Annotated in this window: 19 protein-coding genes; 7 read left to right on the forward strand and 12 right to left on the reverse strand. The window is 35.6% G+C overall.

Annotated features, from left to right (window positions below):
* Window positions 1–388 precede the first annotated feature (388 nt).
* The 3 genes from tyrS to K5Q07_RS04535 all read right to left on the reverse strand — a co-directional run bounded on the left by tyrS (window position 389) and on the right by K5Q07_RS04535 (window position 4,152).
* Window positions 389–1,645, reverse strand: a complete 1,257-nt coding sequence (gene tyrS / locus K5Q07_RS04525; RefSeq protein ID WP_220729907.1) for a tyrosine--tRNA ligase — start codon at window positions 1,643–1,645, stop codon at window positions 389–391.
* Between the two features lie 300 nt (window positions 1,646–1,945).
* Window positions 1,946–2,707, reverse strand: coding sequence for a DUF4811 domain-containing protein (locus tag K5Q07_RS04530; protein WP_220729910.1), 762 nt, complete (start codon window positions 2,705–2,707; stop codon window positions 1,946–1,948).
* Window positions 2,707–4,152 carry an MDR family MFS transporter gene (locus tag K5Q07_RS04535; RefSeq protein WP_220729912.1) on the reverse strand — a complete coding sequence of 482 codons (1,446 nt, stop codon included), beginning with the start codon at window positions 4,150–4,152 and terminating at the stop codon, window positions 2,707–2,709. Before K5Q07_RS04535 ends, K5Q07_RS04530 begins: the two co-directional genes overlap by 1 nt.
* A 174-nt stretch (window positions 4,153–4,326) precedes the next feature.
* Here K5Q07_RS04535 and K5Q07_RS04540 point away from each other — a divergent pair, with 174 nt between their 5' ends.
* The 4 genes from K5Q07_RS04540 (at window position 4,327) to K5Q07_RS04555 (ending at window position 7,456) form a co-directional block, all read left to right on the forward strand.
* Window positions 4,327–4,791: a MerR family transcriptional regulator gene (locus K5Q07_RS04540; RefSeq protein WP_220729914.1), complete on the forward strand. Its 465-nt coding sequence runs from the start codon at window positions 4,327–4,329 to the stop codon at window positions 4,789–4,791.
* A gap of 211 nt (window positions 4,792–5,002) precedes the next feature.
* On the forward strand, window positions 5,003–6,220 hold the full coding sequence (locus K5Q07_RS04545; RefSeq protein WP_220729916.1) for a glycosyltransferase: 1,218 nt from the start codon (window positions 5,003–5,005) through the stop codon (window positions 6,218–6,220).
* Window positions 6,221–6,222: 2 nt separating this feature from the next.
* Window positions 6,223–6,534, forward strand: a complete 312-nt coding sequence (locus K5Q07_RS04550; protein WP_220729917.1) for a hypothetical protein — start codon at window positions 6,223–6,225, stop codon at window positions 6,532–6,534.
* Complete coding sequence (locus K5Q07_RS04555; protein ID WP_251067636.1) at window positions 6,524–7,456, forward strand: polysaccharide deacetylase family protein; 933 nt, start codon at window positions 6,524–6,526, stop codon at window positions 7,454–7,456. Before K5Q07_RS04550 ends, K5Q07_RS04555 begins: the two co-directional genes overlap by 11 nt.
* A gap of 97 nt (window positions 7,457–7,553) precedes the next feature.
* On the opposite strand, the gene K5Q07_RS04560 is transcribed toward K5Q07_RS04555, so the two are convergent.
* Together K5Q07_RS04560 and K5Q07_RS04565 are read right to left on the reverse strand one after the other, a co-directional pair.
* Entirely contained in the window at window positions 7,554–8,246 is a 693-nt protein-coding gene (locus tag K5Q07_RS04560) for a 2,3-diphosphoglycerate-dependent phosphoglycerate mutase (protein ID WP_034532690.1), read from the reverse strand.
* A gap of 70 nt (window positions 8,247–8,316) precedes the next feature.
* Window positions 8,317–9,363 (reverse strand): AI-2E family transporter, encoded by a 1,047-nt coding sequence (locus K5Q07_RS04565; protein WP_220729918.1) that lies wholly within the window; start codon window positions 9,361–9,363, stop codon window positions 8,317–8,319.
* A gap of 148 nt (window positions 9,364–9,511) precedes the next feature.
* Here K5Q07_RS04565 and K5Q07_RS04570 point away from each other — a divergent pair, with 148 nt between their 5' ends.
* From K5Q07_RS04570 to K5Q07_RS06835, 3 genes are all read left to right on the forward strand, one after another.
* The gene (locus K5Q07_RS04570) at window positions 9,512–10,690 is read left to right on the forward strand and encodes a class I SAM-dependent methyltransferase (protein WP_220729919.1); all 1,179 of its coding nucleotides are present in this window, start codon (window positions 9,512–9,514) and stop codon (window positions 10,688–10,690) included.
* Between the two features lie 347 nt (window positions 10,691–11,037).
* Window positions 11,038–11,220: a PTS sugar transporter subunit IIC gene (locus K5Q07_RS06830; RefSeq protein WP_251067637.1), complete on the forward strand. Its 183-nt coding sequence runs from the start codon at window positions 11,038–11,040 to the stop codon at window positions 11,218–11,220.
* A gap of 83 nt (window positions 11,221–11,303) precedes the next feature.
* Window positions 11,304–11,723, forward strand: coding sequence for a PTS sugar transporter subunit IIC (locus K5Q07_RS06835; protein ID WP_251067643.1), 420 nt, complete (start codon window positions 11,304–11,306; stop codon window positions 11,721–11,723).
* 50 nt (window positions 11,724–11,773) lie between these two features.
* On the opposite strand, the gene K5Q07_RS04580 is transcribed toward K5Q07_RS06835, so the two are convergent.
* The 7 genes from K5Q07_RS04580 to K5Q07_RS04610 form a co-directional block, all read right to left on the reverse strand.
* Window positions 11,774–12,106 (reverse strand): AzlD domain-containing protein, encoded by a 333-nt coding sequence (locus K5Q07_RS04580; RefSeq protein WP_054606200.1) that lies wholly within the window; start codon window positions 12,104–12,106, stop codon window positions 11,774–11,776.
* Window positions 12,107–12,133: 27 nt separating this feature from the next.
* Entirely contained in the window at window positions 12,134–12,874 is a 741-nt protein-coding gene (locus tag K5Q07_RS04585; RefSeq protein WP_220730058.1) for an AzlC family ABC transporter permease, read from the reverse strand.
* Window positions 12,875–13,162: 288 nt separating this feature from the next.
* On the reverse strand, window positions 13,163–14,533 hold the full coding sequence (locus K5Q07_RS04590; protein ID WP_220729920.1) for a D-alanyl-D-alanine carboxypeptidase family protein: 1,371 nt from the start codon (window positions 14,531–14,533) through the stop codon (window positions 13,163–13,165).
* Complete coding sequence (locus tag K5Q07_RS04595) at window positions 14,523–15,731, reverse strand: sensor histidine kinase (protein ID WP_220729921.1); 1,209 nt, start codon at window positions 15,729–15,731, stop codon at window positions 14,523–14,525. The genes K5Q07_RS04590 and K5Q07_RS04595 overlap by 11 nt, the downstream gene beginning before the upstream one ends.
* The gene (locus K5Q07_RS04600) at window positions 15,721–16,410 is read right to left on the reverse strand and encodes a response regulator transcription factor (RefSeq protein ID WP_034532684.1); all 690 of its coding nucleotides are present in this window, start codon (window positions 16,408–16,410) and stop codon (window positions 15,721–15,723) included. The genes K5Q07_RS04595 and K5Q07_RS04600 overlap by 11 nt, the downstream gene beginning before the upstream one ends.
* A 119-nt stretch (window positions 16,411–16,529) precedes the next feature.
* Window positions 16,530–17,666: an IMP dehydrogenase gene (guaB, locus tag K5Q07_RS04605; protein ID WP_220729922.1), complete on the reverse strand. Its 1,137-nt coding sequence runs from the start codon at window positions 17,664–17,666 to the stop codon at window positions 16,530–16,532.
* 91 nt (window positions 17,667–17,757) lie between these two features.
* Window positions 17,758–18,486 (reverse strand): DUF1129 family protein, encoded by a 729-nt coding sequence (locus tag K5Q07_RS04610; protein ID WP_220729923.1) that lies wholly within the window; start codon window positions 18,484–18,486, stop codon window positions 17,758–17,760.
* Window positions 18,487–18,495 lie beyond the last annotated feature (9 nt).

Raw genomic sequence — 18,495 nt, forward strand, 5'->3', positions numbered from 1 at the left:
TTTAATTCTTACAACCAAGTTGTAAGTTCCTTACACATCATCGATTATCAATCTTGTTCAGTTTTCAAAGATCTACCTTTTTATTAACTTGTTGCCTCAATTGACAACTTATTAATAATATCATTTTATCAAAGCCGTGTCAACAACTTTTTTTTAATGACCTTTGCGTCATATCAACAACGCAACTCATTTATAATATCAAATCAATGACATTGTGTCAACATGTTTTGAAAATTTAATTGTTGCTGATTTGTAATCATTTTTTTGATTACCTCTCTCAACAACAAATAATATTATGCCAGGTAAACCTTATAAAGTCAACACTTCTATGCAAATAAAATAAAAAAAGTAGATTGAATTGCTCAACCTACTTTTAAATGATCATTTTTTATTTAATTCTAGCTAAGAAGTACTTCTTCTTACCCCTTCTAACAACGACAAACTTACCGTCAAATGAAGTACTTGGGTCGATTTCAAAGTTAACATCGTCAACCTTTTCTCCATTAATACGGATAGCACCGTTACTTACATCTTCTCTAGCTTGTCTTCTTGATGGTTCGATTGCAGTGTCGTCTGCTAACCATTCAACAATATTCTTCTTGTCTGAGCTAACTTCAACTGAAGGCATGTTCTTAAATCCTGTTTCTACTTCATCAGTAGTTAGGTCTTGCACGTTTCCAGAGAATAATGCTTCAGTAATGTTTTGAGCTTCTACAACAGCATCCTTACCATGAACGAATTCAGTTACTTCCTCAGCTAAACGACGTTGAGCAACTCTCTTCCATGGTTCGTTCTTAACTTGTTCTTCAAGTTCTTCGATTTCTTCCTTATTAAGGAAAGTAAAATACTTCAAGTATTTGATTACATCCCTATCATCTGTATTAATCCAGAATTGGTAGAATTCGTAAGGTGTAGTCTTTTCAGGATCTAACCATACAGCTCCACCTTCTGTCTTACCAAACTTAGTTCCATCTGCCTTAAGCATCAATGGAATAGTTAAACCAAATGCCTTAGCATCTGCTCCTTGAGTCTTATGGATTAGTTCGATACCACCAGTGATGTTACCCCATTGATCAGCACCACCAATTTGTAGTTCAACACCATTGTTCTTGTATAGGTGTTCGAAATCCATTGCTTGTAGGATTTGGTAAGTAAATTCAGTGTATGAGATCCCTGTTTCTAGTCGGCTTGAAACGATTTCCTTATTTAACATGGTGTTAACGTTGAAACGTTTACCATAAATACGAAGGAAGTCTAATAATGAAAGTTTTGATGTCCAGTCGTAGTTGTTAACAATTTGGAACTTACCATCTTCACCAAACAAACTCTTCATTTGCTTAGTTAGACATTCTTCGTTGTGCTTAACTTGTTCCATACTTTGTAGCTTTCTTTCGGCCTTCTTACCTGATGGGTCACCGATTGAACCAGTAGCTCCACCAATTAGAATAACTGGCTTGTATCCAGCTAATTGAAATCTCTTCAAAATCATAAATGGAATTAAGTGACCAACGTGCATACTGTCACCGGTTGGATCAATTCCTGCGTATAGACCAATCTTCTTTTCGTTAACTTCTTTCTTTAGACCTTCAGCATCAGTTTGTTGATTAATGGCACCACGCCATTGTAAATCATCGATAATGTCCATGTTTCTTCCTCCTAATAAAAAAGTCCCTGACAAATAAATTGTCAGGGACGAAATGTTTTTGTTAATCCGCGTTACCACCCAAGTTATCGTATAAAATACAATCTCTTTCAATCATTTATAACGAAATGACTCGTCCAACAATGGAAAGCTCTGTAGGTGTAATTCTTCAACGCGTTTGCCTAGTTCGCATTCCCACTAGGTTTCTGAATACACAAATCGCATTAAATACTGGTAACTACTTCTTAGCTTTATATTTAATAGATACTATCATAATAATCAGCAAAGAAATAAAAGTCAACACTATTTAACTTGGCTTAGTTTTTGCTTGATTTCAGGCATCATCTTTTGAATAGCTTCAGACTGAGCTTTTTGAGTAAATTCAGCAGTTGCCTTCTTAACTAGTGCTTTTTGTTGTGAACTTGTCATCTTAGGATTCTTCATCATTGCTGCATTAACTTGTGTTTGAACGTATCGTTGAGCAGCCATCTTCATTTGAGATTGTTGTTCGTTGTTTGGCTTTAATGATGATTGCATCTTCTTCAATTCGTTTACCTGGTTTTTATTTAAAACCATCCAACTCTTTGGCACATAGAAGTAATTAACTGTCTTTACTCTAGTTGGTTTTTGAGCAAGTCTAAACCATAAGCGGTTAGCACTGGAGTTGTATTCATACTTAACAGTCTTGGTAACTAACTGAGCTTTACTACTATTAATAGTAACAATCTTGTTTTCTACTTTATCAGTACTAGTTTGTGTTGTCTTTTTTGCATTTTCATCAGTACGGTAAACCACAACCTTGTCCTTGCCAGACGTTCCTGGAGCTTGCGCAATAATGAAAGGTAAATCATTTCCGCTAGCGGGAGCTAACTTAGAAGTTTTTTCATGACTTACCTTGTGCATGCCATAGTGATCATGGAAGTTAATAGTAATGAAGAAAGTTGAAAGAATAAATAGTACCGCGAACACGATTGAAGTAACTGCGTGTAATACCTTGTTGCTAGTTAATAGGTTAAAACAAATAAAGAATAGAAATGCAGAAATGCATAGTACGAATAAAATCATTATTTATTTACCCCCTTTTTATTGTCATGTAGCCAGAAGCTAGCGATAAATCCAACTACGATAAAGAATGCAGCTACCCAGAATGCGGCATGGTAACCACTTAATGTAGCAGACACTGCTTTTTCTCCGTAAGCAACCTTATCTTGTGAAAGCAGTGACTTAGCTGGCATGCTACTCTTAGTTACGTTAGTTAAAATTGAAACCAATACGGCTGTGGCAATGGCAGCACCAACTTGTCTAACGGTATTGTTAACTGCAGTACCATGATTAATCTTGTCATCAGGTAATGCGTTCATACCATAAGTAGTTGAAGGCATCATTACAAGTGCCATACCGAATGTTCTTACAGCGTATAGGATAATAATGTAGGCAATTCCAGTGTCTTCAGTAATGTATGCGAATGGCAAAGTACCGAAGAATAATAGAATTAACCCAGTTGTAATTAGTTTCTTAGCACCGTGCTTATCAAAAATTCGACCAGCAAATGGAGAAACAACCCCCATCATTAAAGCACCAAGTAATAGACTTAGTCCTGAATGGAAGGCGTTCATACCACGAACAATTTGTAGGTATAGTGGCAATACCATTTCAAAACCAACTAAAGCCATCATTGTAATAGAAGATAGGATAGTTGCGATTGAGAACTTAGCTGACTTGAATACCTTAACGTCTAGGAATGGTTTTTCCATCACTAATTGACGCCATACAAATAATACGATGAAGATTGCACCGATAATTAATGTAGAGATAACTGTTGTGCTACCCCATCCATCAGTACCAACTTCTGAGAATCCGTATAGTGCACTACCAAAACCAATAGTTGAAAGAACTAATGATAAGACGTCAATTCCTTCCTTTTTAGTAGGTAGAATTGGGCGCATGTAGTATAGACCTAATAAGATCACGATTGCGACGATTGGAATAATGATTCCGAATAAATCACGCCAAGTGTAGTTAATTAAAATCCAACCTGATAGAGTTGGTCCAATCGCTGGAGCTAATCCAATAACGATACCAGATAGTCCCATGGCAGCCCCACGTTTTTCAGGTGGGAAAATTCTTAACATGATAGTTTGTAGCAATGGCATTGTAACACCAACACCTAGCGCTTGAATTAAACGAGCTGCTAACAAAGTACCAAAGTTAGGAGCGAAGAAAGCGAGTACGGTACCTGCTTCAAAAATAGTCATTGCTCCTAAGTATAACCATTTAGTATTAACACGGTTTGATAACCATGCACTAACTGGGATTGCAATCCCGTTAACCATCATAAATCCGGAAGTTAACCATTGAACAGTTGAAGTGCTAATATTAAAATCCTTCATTAATGTAGGAAATGCGGTTGCTAAAATTGTTTGATTTAAAATAGTACAGAAAGTACCAACCAATAAAATCACAACAAGCATGATCTTGTTGTATGATTTACCGTTTGCATCTACATTCATAATCTAACCCCTTTTCGTTAATATTTTTGTTTTCTCTATAAATTTCGACAATAACCAATATACAACTCACATTTCCCTTTGTCAACAAATTTGACAATGATATTAAAAAATATATAATTATTATTGATTATGTAACATCACTTAAAAAATTTAAGAAGAAAAGGATGTGACACATTGGAAGAAAAATACAGTAAGGAAGACATTCATGACTACTCCACTCGTATTCATAAGTTAATGCAAGATCTCGACTTATCAATCGGAATTGGTGGATTGTCTAGAACTTGTAACGTGCCACAAAGCAAGATTAGGTATTGGGAACAAAAAGGATATATTCATTGCCAAAAAGTTGATAAAAATCAGAATCATCGTTATCCTTATTCATCAATTATTAAGGTGGAACTAATTAAGTCGTTTTTGAACTCAGGATACACTCTTGCTAAGGCAGCAGAAAAAGCAGAAGTCTTCGATAAAACTGGAAGCTTACTTCATAGAATTGCGAAACAGCGATTTAACTGCATTGACGTGATTGATGAACGTCCCGCTATCGACATGGGGCCACTAAAAGACAATCCTGAAAAACATATCTACTTTGTCGACTACGACGGGGATTTAGAAGCGCAAATTATTAAGAAAAAATAAAAATGAATTCCAAGTATGGAATTCATTTTTAATTTGTAATAATATTGAAACAATTGGGGCGCATAGCTTTGATATATTAGGGATTTTAATTTATAATTAAAGTATGATAAATATATGGTTTTTACAGTCATACATATGAACAAAACGCTAAAATATCTTATTATATTCTAATATCTTATTTAGTGGTCCTTAAAGGAGGAATTCATTTATAATGTGGTTTTTAGATATAATTAACGATTTCATTATCGGATATCCAATTGTTGTGTCAGCAATTTGGATTGTCGGGGCTTTGTATTGTAACATCTACCACCGCTCTGAAAGATTCGCCAATGTGGATGGATCTGAGCTTGTTTCAATTCTAGTTCCCGCTCATAACGAAAGTGAAACGTTAAATGAAGCGATTTCTGCAATTTCCAACATTGATTACAAGAACTTCGAAGTAATCTTGATTGATGACAAAAGTGATGACGATACATTAGATATTATGTACAAGTTACAAAAGCAATATGCTAGTCAATTCAAAATAAAGATTGTTCCAATCGATGTTAACCAAGGTAAGGCTAACGCCATGAACCAAGGTTTCAAAGTCGCTGAAGGTCAATACGTTGTAGGTATTGATTCAGATTCCCTACTAGCTAAGAAGTCAGTAACTGAATTAGTTAAGACACTTAAGACTAATCCAAAACTTGGTGCCGTTGCTGGTAAGCCAGTCGTTAGAAATAGAACTACCGTATTGGGTCGTTTACAACTTCTTGAATACATCGGTGTTATCGATATCATCAAGAAGGCACAATCATACCTATACGGACGTATCAATACTGTTTCTGGTGTTATCGTTGGTTTCAGACGTGAAGCACTAGAAGATGTTGGCGGATGGCACACAGATGTTATTACCGAAGATATTGATATTACCTGGAGAATGTACCGTAAGGGCTGGAGCGTTAGCTACCAACCTACTGCTATTTGTTGGATTTTAGTTCCAGAAAATACCAGAAACTTAATTAAACAACGTCGTCGTTGGGCTCGTGGTGGTATGGAAGTTATCGCTAAAAACAAGGATCTTCTACTACACGGTTCAATCACTCAAAAAGCTTTAATGTATGAAACAATTATCAGTAGTACATGGGCTGTCCTAACTGCATTGAGTACTATCTCTTATTTCTTCAACCTAATATTAATCCATGAAGTTCAATTGGATGGTGACGTCTTATTAGTACTTATTATTGTCAGTATCCTTCAGTTCTTCATAGGTTTTTATGGTTCACATGATACTGCCCTACTAAGCTTTGTGGATTTACTACTAATTCCTGCTTACATCGTTTACTACTGGATGGTTAACTTAATTTCATGTATCTTGGCTTTAGTTTCATTCTTCCTAGATCCTGAAAATGTAGGTACCTGGAGTAGTCCAGACCGGGGGGTAAAATAATTATGAAGAAAGAATTGAGAAAAGATTACGAAACTTTTGTAATTAGAAAGAAAATTAGTCCATTAAGAACTTTTATTCACTTTGTGTTATTTGCTGCTTTATGGATTTATGTTGCCTTTGTTTTAATTGTAAACTTTGCTTTTCTATTTGGTTTCTACAGTGATGATTTCGTTAGTTTCTACCTATTGTTAAACCTAAACTACGATCTATACATCAAACTATTAATTGCAATTGCTGGATTAATTGTTATCACTGCAATATACTCAACATTTAGATTAGTTTACTTACGGAGGTTAAACAAAGATGTCAAATAAGAAACAAAAAATGACCAGAAAACAACGTAAGATTATTGTTATTATTTTAGCAATCGTCCTATTCGTCCTTATGTCATTTACTATTCATAAATCTGTTGAATACGATAAAGGTAGTAGTGAATACTACGGATTAACTAAGCAAGAACAAAAAGCTAAAAATGGTATCTTGGTATTTTGTTACCACCGTATCTTAAAGAACAACTTCGGTGTTAACGTTTCAAGAACCCTATCAACCAACTCACAACTTCATGATTTTGATGTTCCTGCTAACAAATTCAAAGATCAAATGGAATTCCTACACAAGCACAACATCAAAGTTATCTCTGGTGCTGAAATGGTCAAGATGACTAATTCAAACAAACCAATCAAGGGTAAATATGCTGTATTAACCTTCGATGATATCGATAGAACTACTATTGATAACGCAATTCCAATCATGAAGAAATACAACTACCCATTCACTACTTTCATTATCACTGGTAACACCGGTAGATATCGTGAAGGTACTCAACTAGCAACATGGTCACAAATCCACGAAGCTAGAAAAGAAGCTGGTAACTTAATGACAATTGGTGTTCACACCAACAACATGCATTACCTTACTTCAAACTTAATTCCAGTGTTTAACCTACCTAAGAACTACAACCGCTTTACAAAAGACTTCGTTAAGTCACGACAAGTGCTAAAAGCACACACTGGTATTTACGCTGATTCATTTGCCTACCCTTACGGCGGTGGAACTCCTAGAATTTCACAATTCTTGGCAAGACAACCTCACTTAGGATGGGTTGGTACACTTGATTCTGGTACTGTTTACAACAACGGTAACGGAAATCACACTGATCCAATCTACACACCTAGAATGATTATCAATACAAACAGTTGGCCAAGTATTCGAGACTGGTTCTTAAAGAAAAGTTAATAACTAAAATAAAAGTCATACGATTTCATCGTATGGCTTTTTTAGTACCTTTTTTAGACAAATAAAAAAGCCCTCTAACGAGGACTTCTTTTGATTATTACTTGTCTAATTTAGTCTTGTTTTGAACTTCTAGTTTATCGTTGAATTCGTAAACTACAGGTTCACCAGTCTTCATTTCAAGATCCATGATGTCATCATCAGAGATTCTTTCAATGTACTTGCTTAATGCACGTAGTGAGTTACCGTGTGCAGCGATAATAACGTTCTTGCCGTCTAATAACTTAGGAGCAATTTCGTCAGCCCATAGAGGCATAACACGTTCTAGAGTAACCTTTAGGTTTTCACCACCAGGGATTAAGTTAGGATCTAGGTCCTTGTAACGACGGTCATTTACAGCTGAACCTTCGTCATCTGCACTCAATAGTGGAGGTAGAGTGTCGTATGAACGACGCCAAATGTGAACTTGTTCGTCTCCGTACTTTTCAGCAGTTTCTTTCTTGTTTAGACCTTGTAGACGACCGTAATGACGTTCGTTTAGTCTCCAAGTCTTAGTTTCAGGTACCCATAGTTGGTCTGATTCTTCTAAGGCGTAGTGTAAAGTCTTGATAGCACGAGTTAGAACTGAAGTATATGCGTAATCAAATTCTAGTCCTGCCTTCTTAACTAATTTACCAGCTTCTTTAGCTTCTTCTACACCCTTGTCGCTTAAATCAACATCTTCCCAACCAGTAAATTGGTTTGAAAGGTTCCATTGACTTTGTCCGTGACGGATTAATACAAGTTTTGACATAGGTCGAAAACCCCTTTCTATTTCTTAAATCAACAATACAATTCTACACCAAAATGAAAAAATTTACATCCTATTTAACAATTCTCTTTATATTTATTGCCTTTTTATTTTCACCCTTCACTCCTAAAATTTCTAGGAAGAATGCTAGGATTGGAACAGAGACGATTAGACCCCATGTACCAAATATTTCTTCACCAATTAGTAAGGCGCAGAATGTATAGAAAATTGGTAATTCTGTTCTGGAAGACATTAATTTTGGATTCAAAATATAAGCTTCTAGGAAGTGGACTACAGCAATCATAATCATTAAATAAATAATGTACTTAAATCCTCCTACAGAATACCCCACAATTGATAAAGGTACCAATGAAATGATTACACCTGCAACAGGCACTAGACTTAGGAAGAAAATCATAATTGATAGGATTACCAATTGTGGAATTCCCATAAATGCCATGATTAAGGTAGTAAAGATGGTATTAAATAAAGCAATTAAGAATTGAGCTTCTAATACGACACCAAATGTCTTGGTAAATGTCTTAGCAAAGTAGTAGACATCTTGGAAGAACCATGAAAATTCGGCATTTAAGAAGCGTTTGCTAAACTCACCCATTGATTTTTCTTCTAATGTAAAGAAGAAACTCAAGATTAATGATAAGAAGAATGTAACCCCCATTTGACCAATACTTGATACGTATTGAAGAATAATTGTAAAGCTCCCCTTCACTTCACTTAAGAAGTTAGAACGGTGGATGAACTGAACAATCATGTCTCTAATTTGGGTAGTTCCATGAAGGTTATTTGGATCTTCGTAGAAATCAATAATGTGCTTTGATGCTGTAACTGCTTGATCGTAAATTACTGGTGAGTAAATTGCGACTGCACTTACGACTCCAGCTATAAATAGTAGATAAGTCAAGATGACTAAAATGGGAGCTGGAATCTTGATATATCTTCTGACGAAGCCAACCCATTTGGTGACTAGCAATGAGAAGATAAATGTTAGTAGTAACATACTCATCATTGAGCGCATTAGATATAAAACAAAGATTATAAAAATTAATACACACCAACGTCTTAATTTAACGTTGGCTAAAAATTTATCCCACAGTTTCATAATTCACCCCGCTATTTAGTTATGTTCTAATTATAACATTTTAAACAATAAAAAATAATCAAATTAGTCGGTGTCTTTACTTACATAAAGTACCTTCTTAAGAGTATAATGGGTTCGTGGTTTTATTAACAAAGAAAGGACTGTTCTCATGTTTGAAAAAACTTTTTTTAAAACATTTTTTAAACACGGATTTAATGAACCAATCCAAGTAAATTATTGGGACGGCAAATCTGAAAAATATGGTGAAGGTGAAACTAAGGCCACCATCACTATGAAAGAACCAATTCCAATCAAGGATATTAGAAAGAATGCTTCTATCGCATTGGGAGAAGCTTACATGGACGGAAAAATCGATGTTGACGGAAGCATTGAAGACTTAATAGTTTCAGCTTACCAAAAATCAACTAGTTTTATTCGTGACCATAAATACATTAATTTCCTACCTAAGCAAAATCATAATGAGTCCACAAGTAAAAAGGACATTCAAAGTCACTACGACATTGGTAATGACTTCTACAAGATTTGGTTAGATAAGACAATGACCTATTCATGTGCTTACTTTGAAAATCCTGACGATGACTTGTACGATGCTCAAATGCAAAAAGTACACCACATTATCAAGAAATTAAATCCTAAGCCAGGTCGTACCCTACTAGATATCGGTTGTGGTTGGGGTACATTAATGCTAACTGCTGCTAAAGAATACGGACTAAACGTGGTCGGTGTTACTTTAAGTCAAGAACAATGCGATTACGTAAACGCACAAATTGAAAAATTTGGTTTACAAGATCAAGCTGAAGTTCGCTTACAAGATTACCGTCAACTAGGTGATGAACATTTCGATTACATCACCTCAGTTGGTATGTTTGAACACGTTGGTAAAGAAAACTTAAACGAATACTTCTCATGCGTCAACAAATACCTAAAGGATCACGGTGTTGCTTTGATTCACGGAATCACAAGACAACAAGGTGGTGCCTACAATGGTTGGATTAACAAGTACATCTTCCCTGGTGGATATGTTCCAGGTATGACTGAAAACCTAGATCACATCATCAACAATGGTCTTCAAATTTATGATCTAGAATCATTAAGAAGACACTACCAATACACATTGGAACACTGGGACAAGAACTTTAACGATCATATTGATGAAGTTAAAGAAGTTATGGGCGATGACGAACGCTTCTTAAGAATGTGGGACTTATACCTAAAGACATGTGCCGGTTCATTCAAGGCTGGTAACATTGATGTTATGCAATACTTAATCTCAAAGGGTCCTTCCGGACAAGAACTACCAATTACTAGAGATTACATGTACAAATAAATATAAAAACCATCAAAAAAGCATCGGTGAAAAAATTCACCGATGCTTTTTTCTTTTATTTATCTTGACATTTATTTCAAACTTATGGTTTAACTTAAAATTTTTAAAATAAAACACTTTTTAAGTAAGGGGGTTGATTCAATATGATAAATGCAACAAAAGATGATTCACCTCAGATGAATGTTGCGAATCTAGCACACGTTAAAGTAAAATCTGGGTTTAAGGATAATGTATACTTAGTGTTCAATGGGGTTCTAATGCGATTTTAGTCACACTAGGTGTTGGTTTATTATTAGGTGCTATTGCTAACTGCTCTAGCCTAAATTTGATTAATTTGCCAATACTTAATGGCCCCAGCCATCGGTGCTGCCGTAGCATCACAATTAAAGACTAATACTTTGGTATTATTTAGTTCAATGATTGCTGCTACGGTTGGTGCCAACAACGTCTTCTTCACAAAAAAAACATCAACGCGGTCACAGCGACAAGTCATTTGCTATCCCAGCCTACCAGGTCATCAGTATTTATAATTGGACAACCAATTAGTGCTTAAGGTGGTGCCATTATCGCTACATTTATTGGCAAGTACATATCGGGGAAAACACCATTGGATATGTTCTTAGTACCATTTGCAGCTACATTTGTGGGAGATGTTGCCACATTAGGCTTCGCAACAGTAACTACCCCTGCTCTTGTATGGTTATCAGGCGTAATTGCTAAGACATTAGTTATCAACCCATTTATTGGTGGATTAGTAATCTCAGTCGTATGGGCAATTTTCCTTATGCCCCCTGCATCATCAGCCGCTTTAGCAATTGCTGTTATGCTTGATCCATTATCTTCAGGAGCTGCAGGATTAGGAACTAATTCACTAATTGCTCCCCTCACCTTCGCTAGCCAAAGTCTATCCCAACTAACAATTTATGTTGTTCTAGGCATTGTGATGCCTTCAATTATCTCTGTAACGATCATGAAGATATTAAAGGCGTGTCACAAGGTAAAAGACGATGATATGAAGATGCATATCGTATAAAACAAATTAAAAAAGCACTGGTCATACGACCAGTGCTTTTTTCTCTAAATTTAAATAAATACTGCTAATACTAATACAGCAGCTAATCCCAAAATTACAGATATTGCCATTGATCTTGTCCAATAAGCAATAATAAACACGATTAAGGCAGCTACTAGTTCGGGTGCTTTTCCTGATACAGATAAGGTATATGTTGATGTAATACATAAGTCCTTAACAACCAATGATGTAAATAAAGCAATAGGTATGTAACCCATCCATTCGTTAAACCACTTAGGAATCTTTCTTGTTCTAAAGAAAGCTAGTGGAACGAATCTAGGGATAAAAGCAACCACAAAACATAATATAATCAACCAAAAATGTTGAGTTGAATTCCATTCCATAGAATATCTCCTAATCCGTTTTTTAAGTTATTCAGTCTCTTCTTCTTCATCAAACTTATCTTCAGGGGTACCCGCAGGGTTCTTAAATAAGCGAAGCAAGCAATTCTTCTTGTACTTTTCGTAATGGCTTCTAATCCAAGATTCAATGAAGAATCCAACGAATGAAGCTAACAGAGTTGAAACGACTAATCCTAAAGTGGATTTCATCAATAACATGAATGCAATTGCCAATACAATTGTTAATAGAATAATTAACACCTTTAGTAGTGACTTCATTTGCATAACGATCATATAAATAAATAATGCAGTTAGAGCAAAATGAACAACTGTTAGGTTAATTGAAAGTGATGAACCAACTAAACTACCAATAATAGTACTAATTGTCCATACAACCAAAGCATAGTGTTCAATTTGTAGAGCATCTTGAGCAGTAAACTTCTTATCAGTTGATAGTTTCAAATAATTTACAGCGTATGTTTCATCATTTAATGAAACTGCAAATAACACAGTAAACCAAAATGACTTACCTTGTAAATATTTAGAAATACTGGATCCTAATAATGCATATCTTAACTCTAGGAAAAACATCATAATCACAATTGATAATAATGGTGAATTAATGGTCAACATGGAGGCAATCAAGAATTGCGCACCACCAGAGAAAACCATTAATGATACTAAAGCTGTCAATAAAGTATTAAATCCAGCTGCATGAAGTAAAATACCACATGCAATTCCAATGGGAACGTAGCTAATATTCAAGGGCATTGCCGTCTTCAAGTTGGTTAGCCAAAGCGGTTCATTTGGATTTGGTACTTGCTTTGTCAAATAATATTCCCCCGTTTAAAAACAATAGGTCTTAATTTTCAACGATTTATAAACAGTCAGATAAAAATCAAACTTTACTTACTATTATAACGCAAAATAGTTTATTTTATCTAACTTATTTACATAATTTTAATAAAACATCATCATTTTATTAGTATAAACACAGTGAATATACTGTTTATCCAATATTTGTAATAAAAAAAGAGTTATCATTTTAATAACTCTTTTTTAGAATAAATTGGCAATCCATCTCCAGGCTCTAACCAAAATATTAGGTTTGTCACCATCATGATTTGCAATTAAATTAATTCTGTTAGATACACCTTTCATGTACTTAACGTTTGCAACCTTGGCTGTGGCAATCTTATCACCTTTATCGAATCCAGCATCGACACTTGATCCGTCAGCGTATTCGCCTGATGATTGGATGTCTTTAATATTTAATTTTTGTTTCCTAGTTAACCAAACACCTTGCGTATTTGAAACGGCTAAGTCGACAGAGTCTTTCTTACCGTTTTCAACATCAATCTTTCCTTTGTTTCTACCATCAGTGGCATCAGAAATGGTTTGACCTTTTGATAGTTTAACGTAGTGGTATTTAGCATACACGTACTTCATAAGTTTTCTGGTTTGAATGAATCTAGCCGGATCGTATTGACCGCCATTAGGCACTCCCATCACAACGGTAATAATACGGTGACCATTCTTGACCGCTGTTCCAGTAAAGCAGGCCTTCGCAGTATCGGATGTACCTGTCTTTAGACCGTCAACCTTAATGTCTGGTAGTTCTTGGCTACGTCCCTTAATCATCCAGTTCCAATTTAGCATTGTTTGACCATCAAACTTAGTGGTATTAGCTGAAGTGGTCTTTAAAATATCAGGATAATATTTCAAAATCTTCATCGCTAATAAAGCCATGTCTCGTGCGGATAGCTTATTTTCAGCATTAGCTGAAACAGCTTTAAAACCAAGTGATCCAACTTCACCGTTGGTTAAACCACAAGCGGTATAAATCTTGGCATCGGTAATTCCAATTTTCTTAGCCTCTTTACGCATTAATAAAGCAAACTTTTGTGTGCTACCCGCAACACCGTATCCTAATGCCATGGTAGCAGCATTTTCAGAATAGATAGCAGTTTGGTATAGCTGTCTGATTGTATACGAATGACCCAGTCGTAATTTTACGTTGGCGTAATTATGATTAACACTCAACTTATGTAGCGCTTTGTTAATCTTTACTTTGTCATCCCAATGAAGCTTACCTTCTTTGATGTACTTCAAGGTAACATATAAGGTTAATAGTTTACTCATTGAAGCTGTTGGTAGTGATTCATTAATATTCTTTGCGTATAACACCTGGCCAGTTTGATAATCAATCGCAATCGCCGACTTGGCAGTTAGTGTTAATGGTTGGCTTGTACTTATTAACTTGTCGACTTGTTGTTCCAATTCCTTACTGCGCTGTTTTGCTACAGCCTTAGAAGTGTTGGAATTAGTTGTAGTCGTGGTAGTTTGAGCAGTTGCTGTTAAAGGCATTGTAACGAATATAACTAATGCAATTAAAGCAATACTAAGCTTGGAAACAAGCTTACTTTGCATTCTCAATAACCTCCTGTTGCCCTTCTTCACTTTTAGTTGGTGTTAACTTATCACCATGTTTGATTGGTAGATGGAGTGTAAACGTTGTTAATTCATCATTAGATGCAACGGAACAGTAACCACCGTGGATGTTAACAACTTCGTATACGATTGCTAGTCCAAGACCGGTTCCTCCAGTTGATTTATTACGCGATGTTTCAACACGGTAGAAACGATCAAAAACGTGTTTAATGGATTCTTCAGGAATTTTTTCACCATCATTAGAAACCTTGATTTCTAATTCCTTTTCATTAACACGGAAACCCTCCACATAAATGTTGTGGCCATCGTGACCATACTTCAATGCGTTATTGATTAGATTATTAACCGCTCGAGCTAAATCGGATGGGCTACCATCAATCACTAACTTATCGAAGTTGGTCTTGGTATGCATTTGCATACCCTTTTCGGCCATTTCTAAATCAAATCCAGCAGAAATTTGGTCAATCATTGCCTTCATTTCAATTTTTCTAGTATTTAACTTACTGTAATCTTTATCAGTAATTTTTGTGTATTCAAATAAATCATCGGCCAAAGTCTTCATTTGTCTAGCTTTTGAGTAGGCAATATGAACATACTTAGCCAAATCTTCTTCACTTGTGTATTGCTTATTTTCAATCAATCCTAAATAACCAATAATTGAAGTCAACGGTGTTCTAATATCGTGTGAGACATTAGAAATCAATTCATCTTTTGATTTTTCAGTCTTTAATTCTTCAGACATTGAATGAATAACATTATTAACTAATACATTAATACTTTCAACGATTCGTTGATCATCACCGATTAGCTTATATGGAATTGTGTAATCGAAATTACCATCAGCAATATAATGCAAATCGTTAATGATATGTTGCTCTTGAATACGTTTATAATGCATGAACAAACGAATATACAACACAAACATATCCAATGCGGCAATCATAACTACAAATCCATTGCTCCAACTCCAAAGTTGCATATGATTTCCTGCAATTAGAGAATTTCCAAAACGAATCAGCTGATTACGCCAATCCGGATGAGTTGTGTAATACACTTCTGTCGCAAAGAAAACCAAGAAATTAACTAACAATATAAATAAACTAGTTAGAATAGCATCAGTCACTAATCCAATTCGTTCTTTATGTGTTAACTTGATTGATTTACTATTATTCTTCATTGATTCTGTATCCTACTCCCCAAACGGTTTCGATAATCTTCTTACCGTCTGTAGCTTCTTCCAACTTATCACGTAAATGACTAACGTGGACCATAACAGTCTTAGCAGAAATAATACTTTCTTGGCGCCATACTCGTTCAAAGATTTCGTTGGCAGAGTAAACACGACCAGGATGACTTGCTAATAGATATAAAATGCCAAATTCAATTGCTGTTAATTGGATGGACTTGCCATCACTAGTCTTAACTTCGTGAGATTCACGATTGATGGTTAAGGTGGCAACGTTTAGTACTTCTGGTTCTCCTACGACAACCTTGTCAGTATATCTTCTTAGAATTGAGTGCATTCGAGCCATTACTTCAAGTGGATTAAATGGTTTTGTTATGTAGTCATCAGCACCACCAACAAGTCCTTCAATCTTATCAATATCTTCTGTCTTGGCAGATAGAATCATGATTGGTAAACTAATTTCTCTTCTTACACGTTTCAATACTTCGAAACCAGACATTTTTGGCATCATAATGTCTAGAATCATAAGTCCAATATCACTATTTTTTCTTAATTCTGTTAAAGCGGCTTCCCCATCATTTACAATGACAGTTTCGTATCCTTCGTTTCGTATGTAAATCTTTAATAATTCAGCAATTTCTTGATCATCGTCTACTACTAAAACTTTCATTGAGACGCCTTCTTTCTTTTCGTTTATATAATTTTATATTAACACAATATAAGGATTTGTTATATAAATGTAAATAAAAAAGACGCTAAAAATTAGCATCTTTTAATATTATTAACATTTTATTTATAATTTGGCGCATCCTTGGTGATTTGAACATCATGAGGATGTGATTCAATTAGCCCTGCACTAGTGATTTGAATGAATTGAGCATCGTCATTCATTGCTTGAATATCCTTTGATCCAGTGTAACCCATGGCTGCTCTTAAACCACCAACCATTTGGAATACTACATCCTTAGCTGAACCTTTGTATTCAACACGAGCTTCGATACCTTCTGGAACTAGTTTGTTTGCTTCATTAACTTCACCTTGGAAGTAACGGTCAGCTGAACCATGTTGCATGGCTCCAACACTTCCCATTCCACGGTATGCTTTGTACTTAATTCCATTTTCTTCGAAGATTTCACCAGGTGCTTCGTCAGTACCAGATAACATACTACCTAGCATTACAGCGTTACCACCGGCTGCAATTGCCTTAGCAGCATCACCTGAGTATTTGATACCACCATCAGCGATGATTGGCTTGCCCCATTTTCTAGCAACTTCCGCTGCGTCGTAAACGGCAGTTAATTGAGGAACACCAACACCAGCGATAATTCTAGTGGTACAAATTGAACCAGGGCCAATTCCAACCTTTACTACGTCAACACCGGCTTCGAATAAATCGTTAGTTGCTTCACCTGTAGCAACGTTACCAGCGATGATAGTCTTGTCAGCGTACTTAGCTTTGATTTCTTTTACTTTTCTGATAACTCCGGCAGAGTGACCGTGAGCAGTATCAATAATGATAGCGTCAGCACCAGCGGCAAACAAAGATTCCACACGCTTGAATGTATCTGATGTAACGCCAACAGCAGCGGCACATAATAAGTGGTTATTAGCATCAACTGCTGCGTTAGGGGTTTTGTCGGTCTTTTCTACTGCTTTGACCTTCTTAACTTCTTCGGCTTGATCATCGATAATCATGTTCTTGTGAATTACACCTAATCCACCAACTTCAGCCATGGCAATCGCCATATCTGAGGTTGTAACTGTATCCATACTTGCACTTAAAAATGGTACATTTAGCTTAACATCATCTGATAAACGAACTGAAGTATCCACATCATTAGGTAAGACATGACTTTCTGCTGGAATAAGCAATACGTCATCAAATGTTAATCCCTTTTTGGCAAACTTTGTGTTCCAATTATCCATAATCATAAAACCCCTATCTATTTATTTTTTAATGTCTAATATACAAAAAATGCCAGAGAAAATCAAATTTAATTTTCACTGACATTTATTTTTATCTTCTATTTGGTGTTCTAGGTGTCATCACATTAACTGTAATTTCGTAGTTCTTGTGAATCCAGAACGCTGCAAATGCTGAGATTGCAGCTAAAATAAAGTTAACAATTGGTGATACCGCCATGTTAATTCCCGCTTGTGGAATTTGAACAATTACCATGAACGCACCAATCCACACGATTACTGATAGGATCAATAAACCAAAACGCACTAATCCACTGTACTTGTGTTTAACGTTTCCATCCAATAATCTTGTCATAATTGGCATAAAGATACCAAATACTAGAGAAATCAATACTAGAGATAAAATCCCTACTGATTGCTTATCCTTAGCGTTGCTTTGAATCATCAAAGTGATTCCGTATAGCAAGTTGAAGATTACGAAGAAGAACAATGCGTTGAAGATGGCATTAGGCGCAAAGCTATCCATCATTGAAATCTTTTTCTTTGGTGGGTTCATGATGAAGTTGATACGTTCTTCAACAGTACCGTACAAATTACGCGCAGTTGCACCGTGTTTTTGTTCAACTAGTAATTCATCCTTCATTTGGTTAACGATTTCAACCTTACGTTCATCTGATAACTTGGTCTTCTTTAACTCTTTGTTAAATCTGAACATGTAATCTGAATTACGTTTAGTCAAACCAATCCCATCAAATTGTTGACGAGTCTTTTTTTCAGCTTCATGTCTATTTTGTTGTACATGAGCATTTCTCTTTTCAGTCATTGATGTCGT

This window comes from Apilactobacillus zhangqiuensis (assembly GCF_019656215.1).
Taxonomy (GTDB): domain Bacteria; phylum Bacillota; class Bacilli; order Lactobacillales; family Lactobacillaceae; genus Apilactobacillus; species Apilactobacillus zhangqiuensis.

What these genes read in the sequence shown, in the direction of transcription:
- K5Q07_RS04590 (WP_220729920.1), bottom strand. Translation starts at nt 14,533, where the DNA reads ATGCAAAGTAAGCTTGTTTCCAAGCTTAGTATTGCTTTAATTGCATTA.
- K5Q07_RS04560 (WP_034532690.1), bottom strand. Translation starts at nt 8,246, where the DNA reads ATGTCAAAACTTGTATTAATCCGTCACGGACAAAGTCAATGGAACCTT.
- K5Q07_RS04550 (WP_220729917.1), top strand. Translation starts at nt 6,223, where the DNA reads ATGAAGAAAGAATTGAGAAAAGATTACGAAACTTTTGTAATTAGAAAG.
- K5Q07_RS04535 (WP_220729912.1), bottom strand. Translation starts at nt 4,152, where the DNA reads ATGAATGTAGATGCAAACGGTAAATCATACAACAAGATCATGCTTGTT.
- K5Q07_RS04555 (WP_251067636.1), top strand. Translation starts at nt 6,524, where the DNA reads ATGTCAAATAAGAAACAAAAAATGACCAGAAAACAACGTAAGATTATT.
- K5Q07_RS04595 (WP_220729921.1), bottom strand. Translation starts at nt 15,731, where the DNA reads ATGAAGAATAATAGTAAATCAATCAAGTTAACACATAAAGAACGAATT.
- K5Q07_RS04530 (WP_220729910.1), bottom strand. Translation starts at nt 2,707, where the DNA reads ATGATTTTATTCGTACTATGCATTTCTGCATTTCTATTCTTTATTTGT.
- K5Q07_RS04610 (WP_220729923.1), bottom strand. Translation starts at nt 18,486, where the DNA reads ATGACTGAAAAGAGAAATGCTCATGTACAACAAAATAGACATGAAGCT.
- K5Q07_RS04545 (WP_220729916.1), top strand. Translation starts at nt 5,003, where the DNA reads ATGTGGTTTTTAGATATAATTAACGATTTCATTATCGGATATCCAATT.
- K5Q07_RS04600 (WP_034532684.1), bottom strand. Translation starts at nt 16,410, where the DNA reads ATGAAAGTTTTAGTAGTAGACGATGATCAAGAAATTGCTGAATTATTA.
- K5Q07_RS04585 (WP_220730058.1), bottom strand. Translation starts at nt 12,874, where the DNA reads ATGCCCTTGAATATTAGCTACGTTCCCATTGGAATTGCATGTGGTATT.
- K5Q07_RS04570 (WP_220729919.1), top strand. Translation starts at nt 9,512, where the DNA reads ATGTTTGAAAAAACTTTTTTTAAAACATTTTTTAAACACGGATTTAAT.
- K5Q07_RS04565 (WP_220729918.1), bottom strand. Translation starts at nt 9,363, where the DNA reads ATGAAACTGTGGGATAAATTTTTAGCCAACGTTAAATTAAGACGTTGG.
- K5Q07_RS06835 (WP_251067643.1), top strand. Translation starts at nt 11,304, where the DNA reads ATGTTCTTAGTACCATTTGCAGCTACATTTGTGGGAGATGTTGCCACA.
- K5Q07_RS04580 (WP_054606200.1), bottom strand. Translation starts at nt 12,106, where the DNA reads ATGGAATGGAATTCAACTCAACATTTTTGGTTGATTATATTATGTTTT.
- guaB (WP_220729922.1), bottom strand. Translation starts at nt 17,666, where the DNA reads ATGGATAATTGGAACACAAAGTTTGCCAAAAAGGGATTAACATTTGAT.
- K5Q07_RS06830 (WP_251067637.1), top strand. Translation starts at nt 11,038, where the DNA reads ATGGCCCCAGCCATCGGTGCTGCCGTAGCATCACAATTAAAGACTAAT.
- tyrS (WP_220729907.1), bottom strand. Translation starts at nt 1,645, where the DNA reads ATGGACATTATCGATGATTTACAATGGCGTGGTGCCATTAATCAACAA.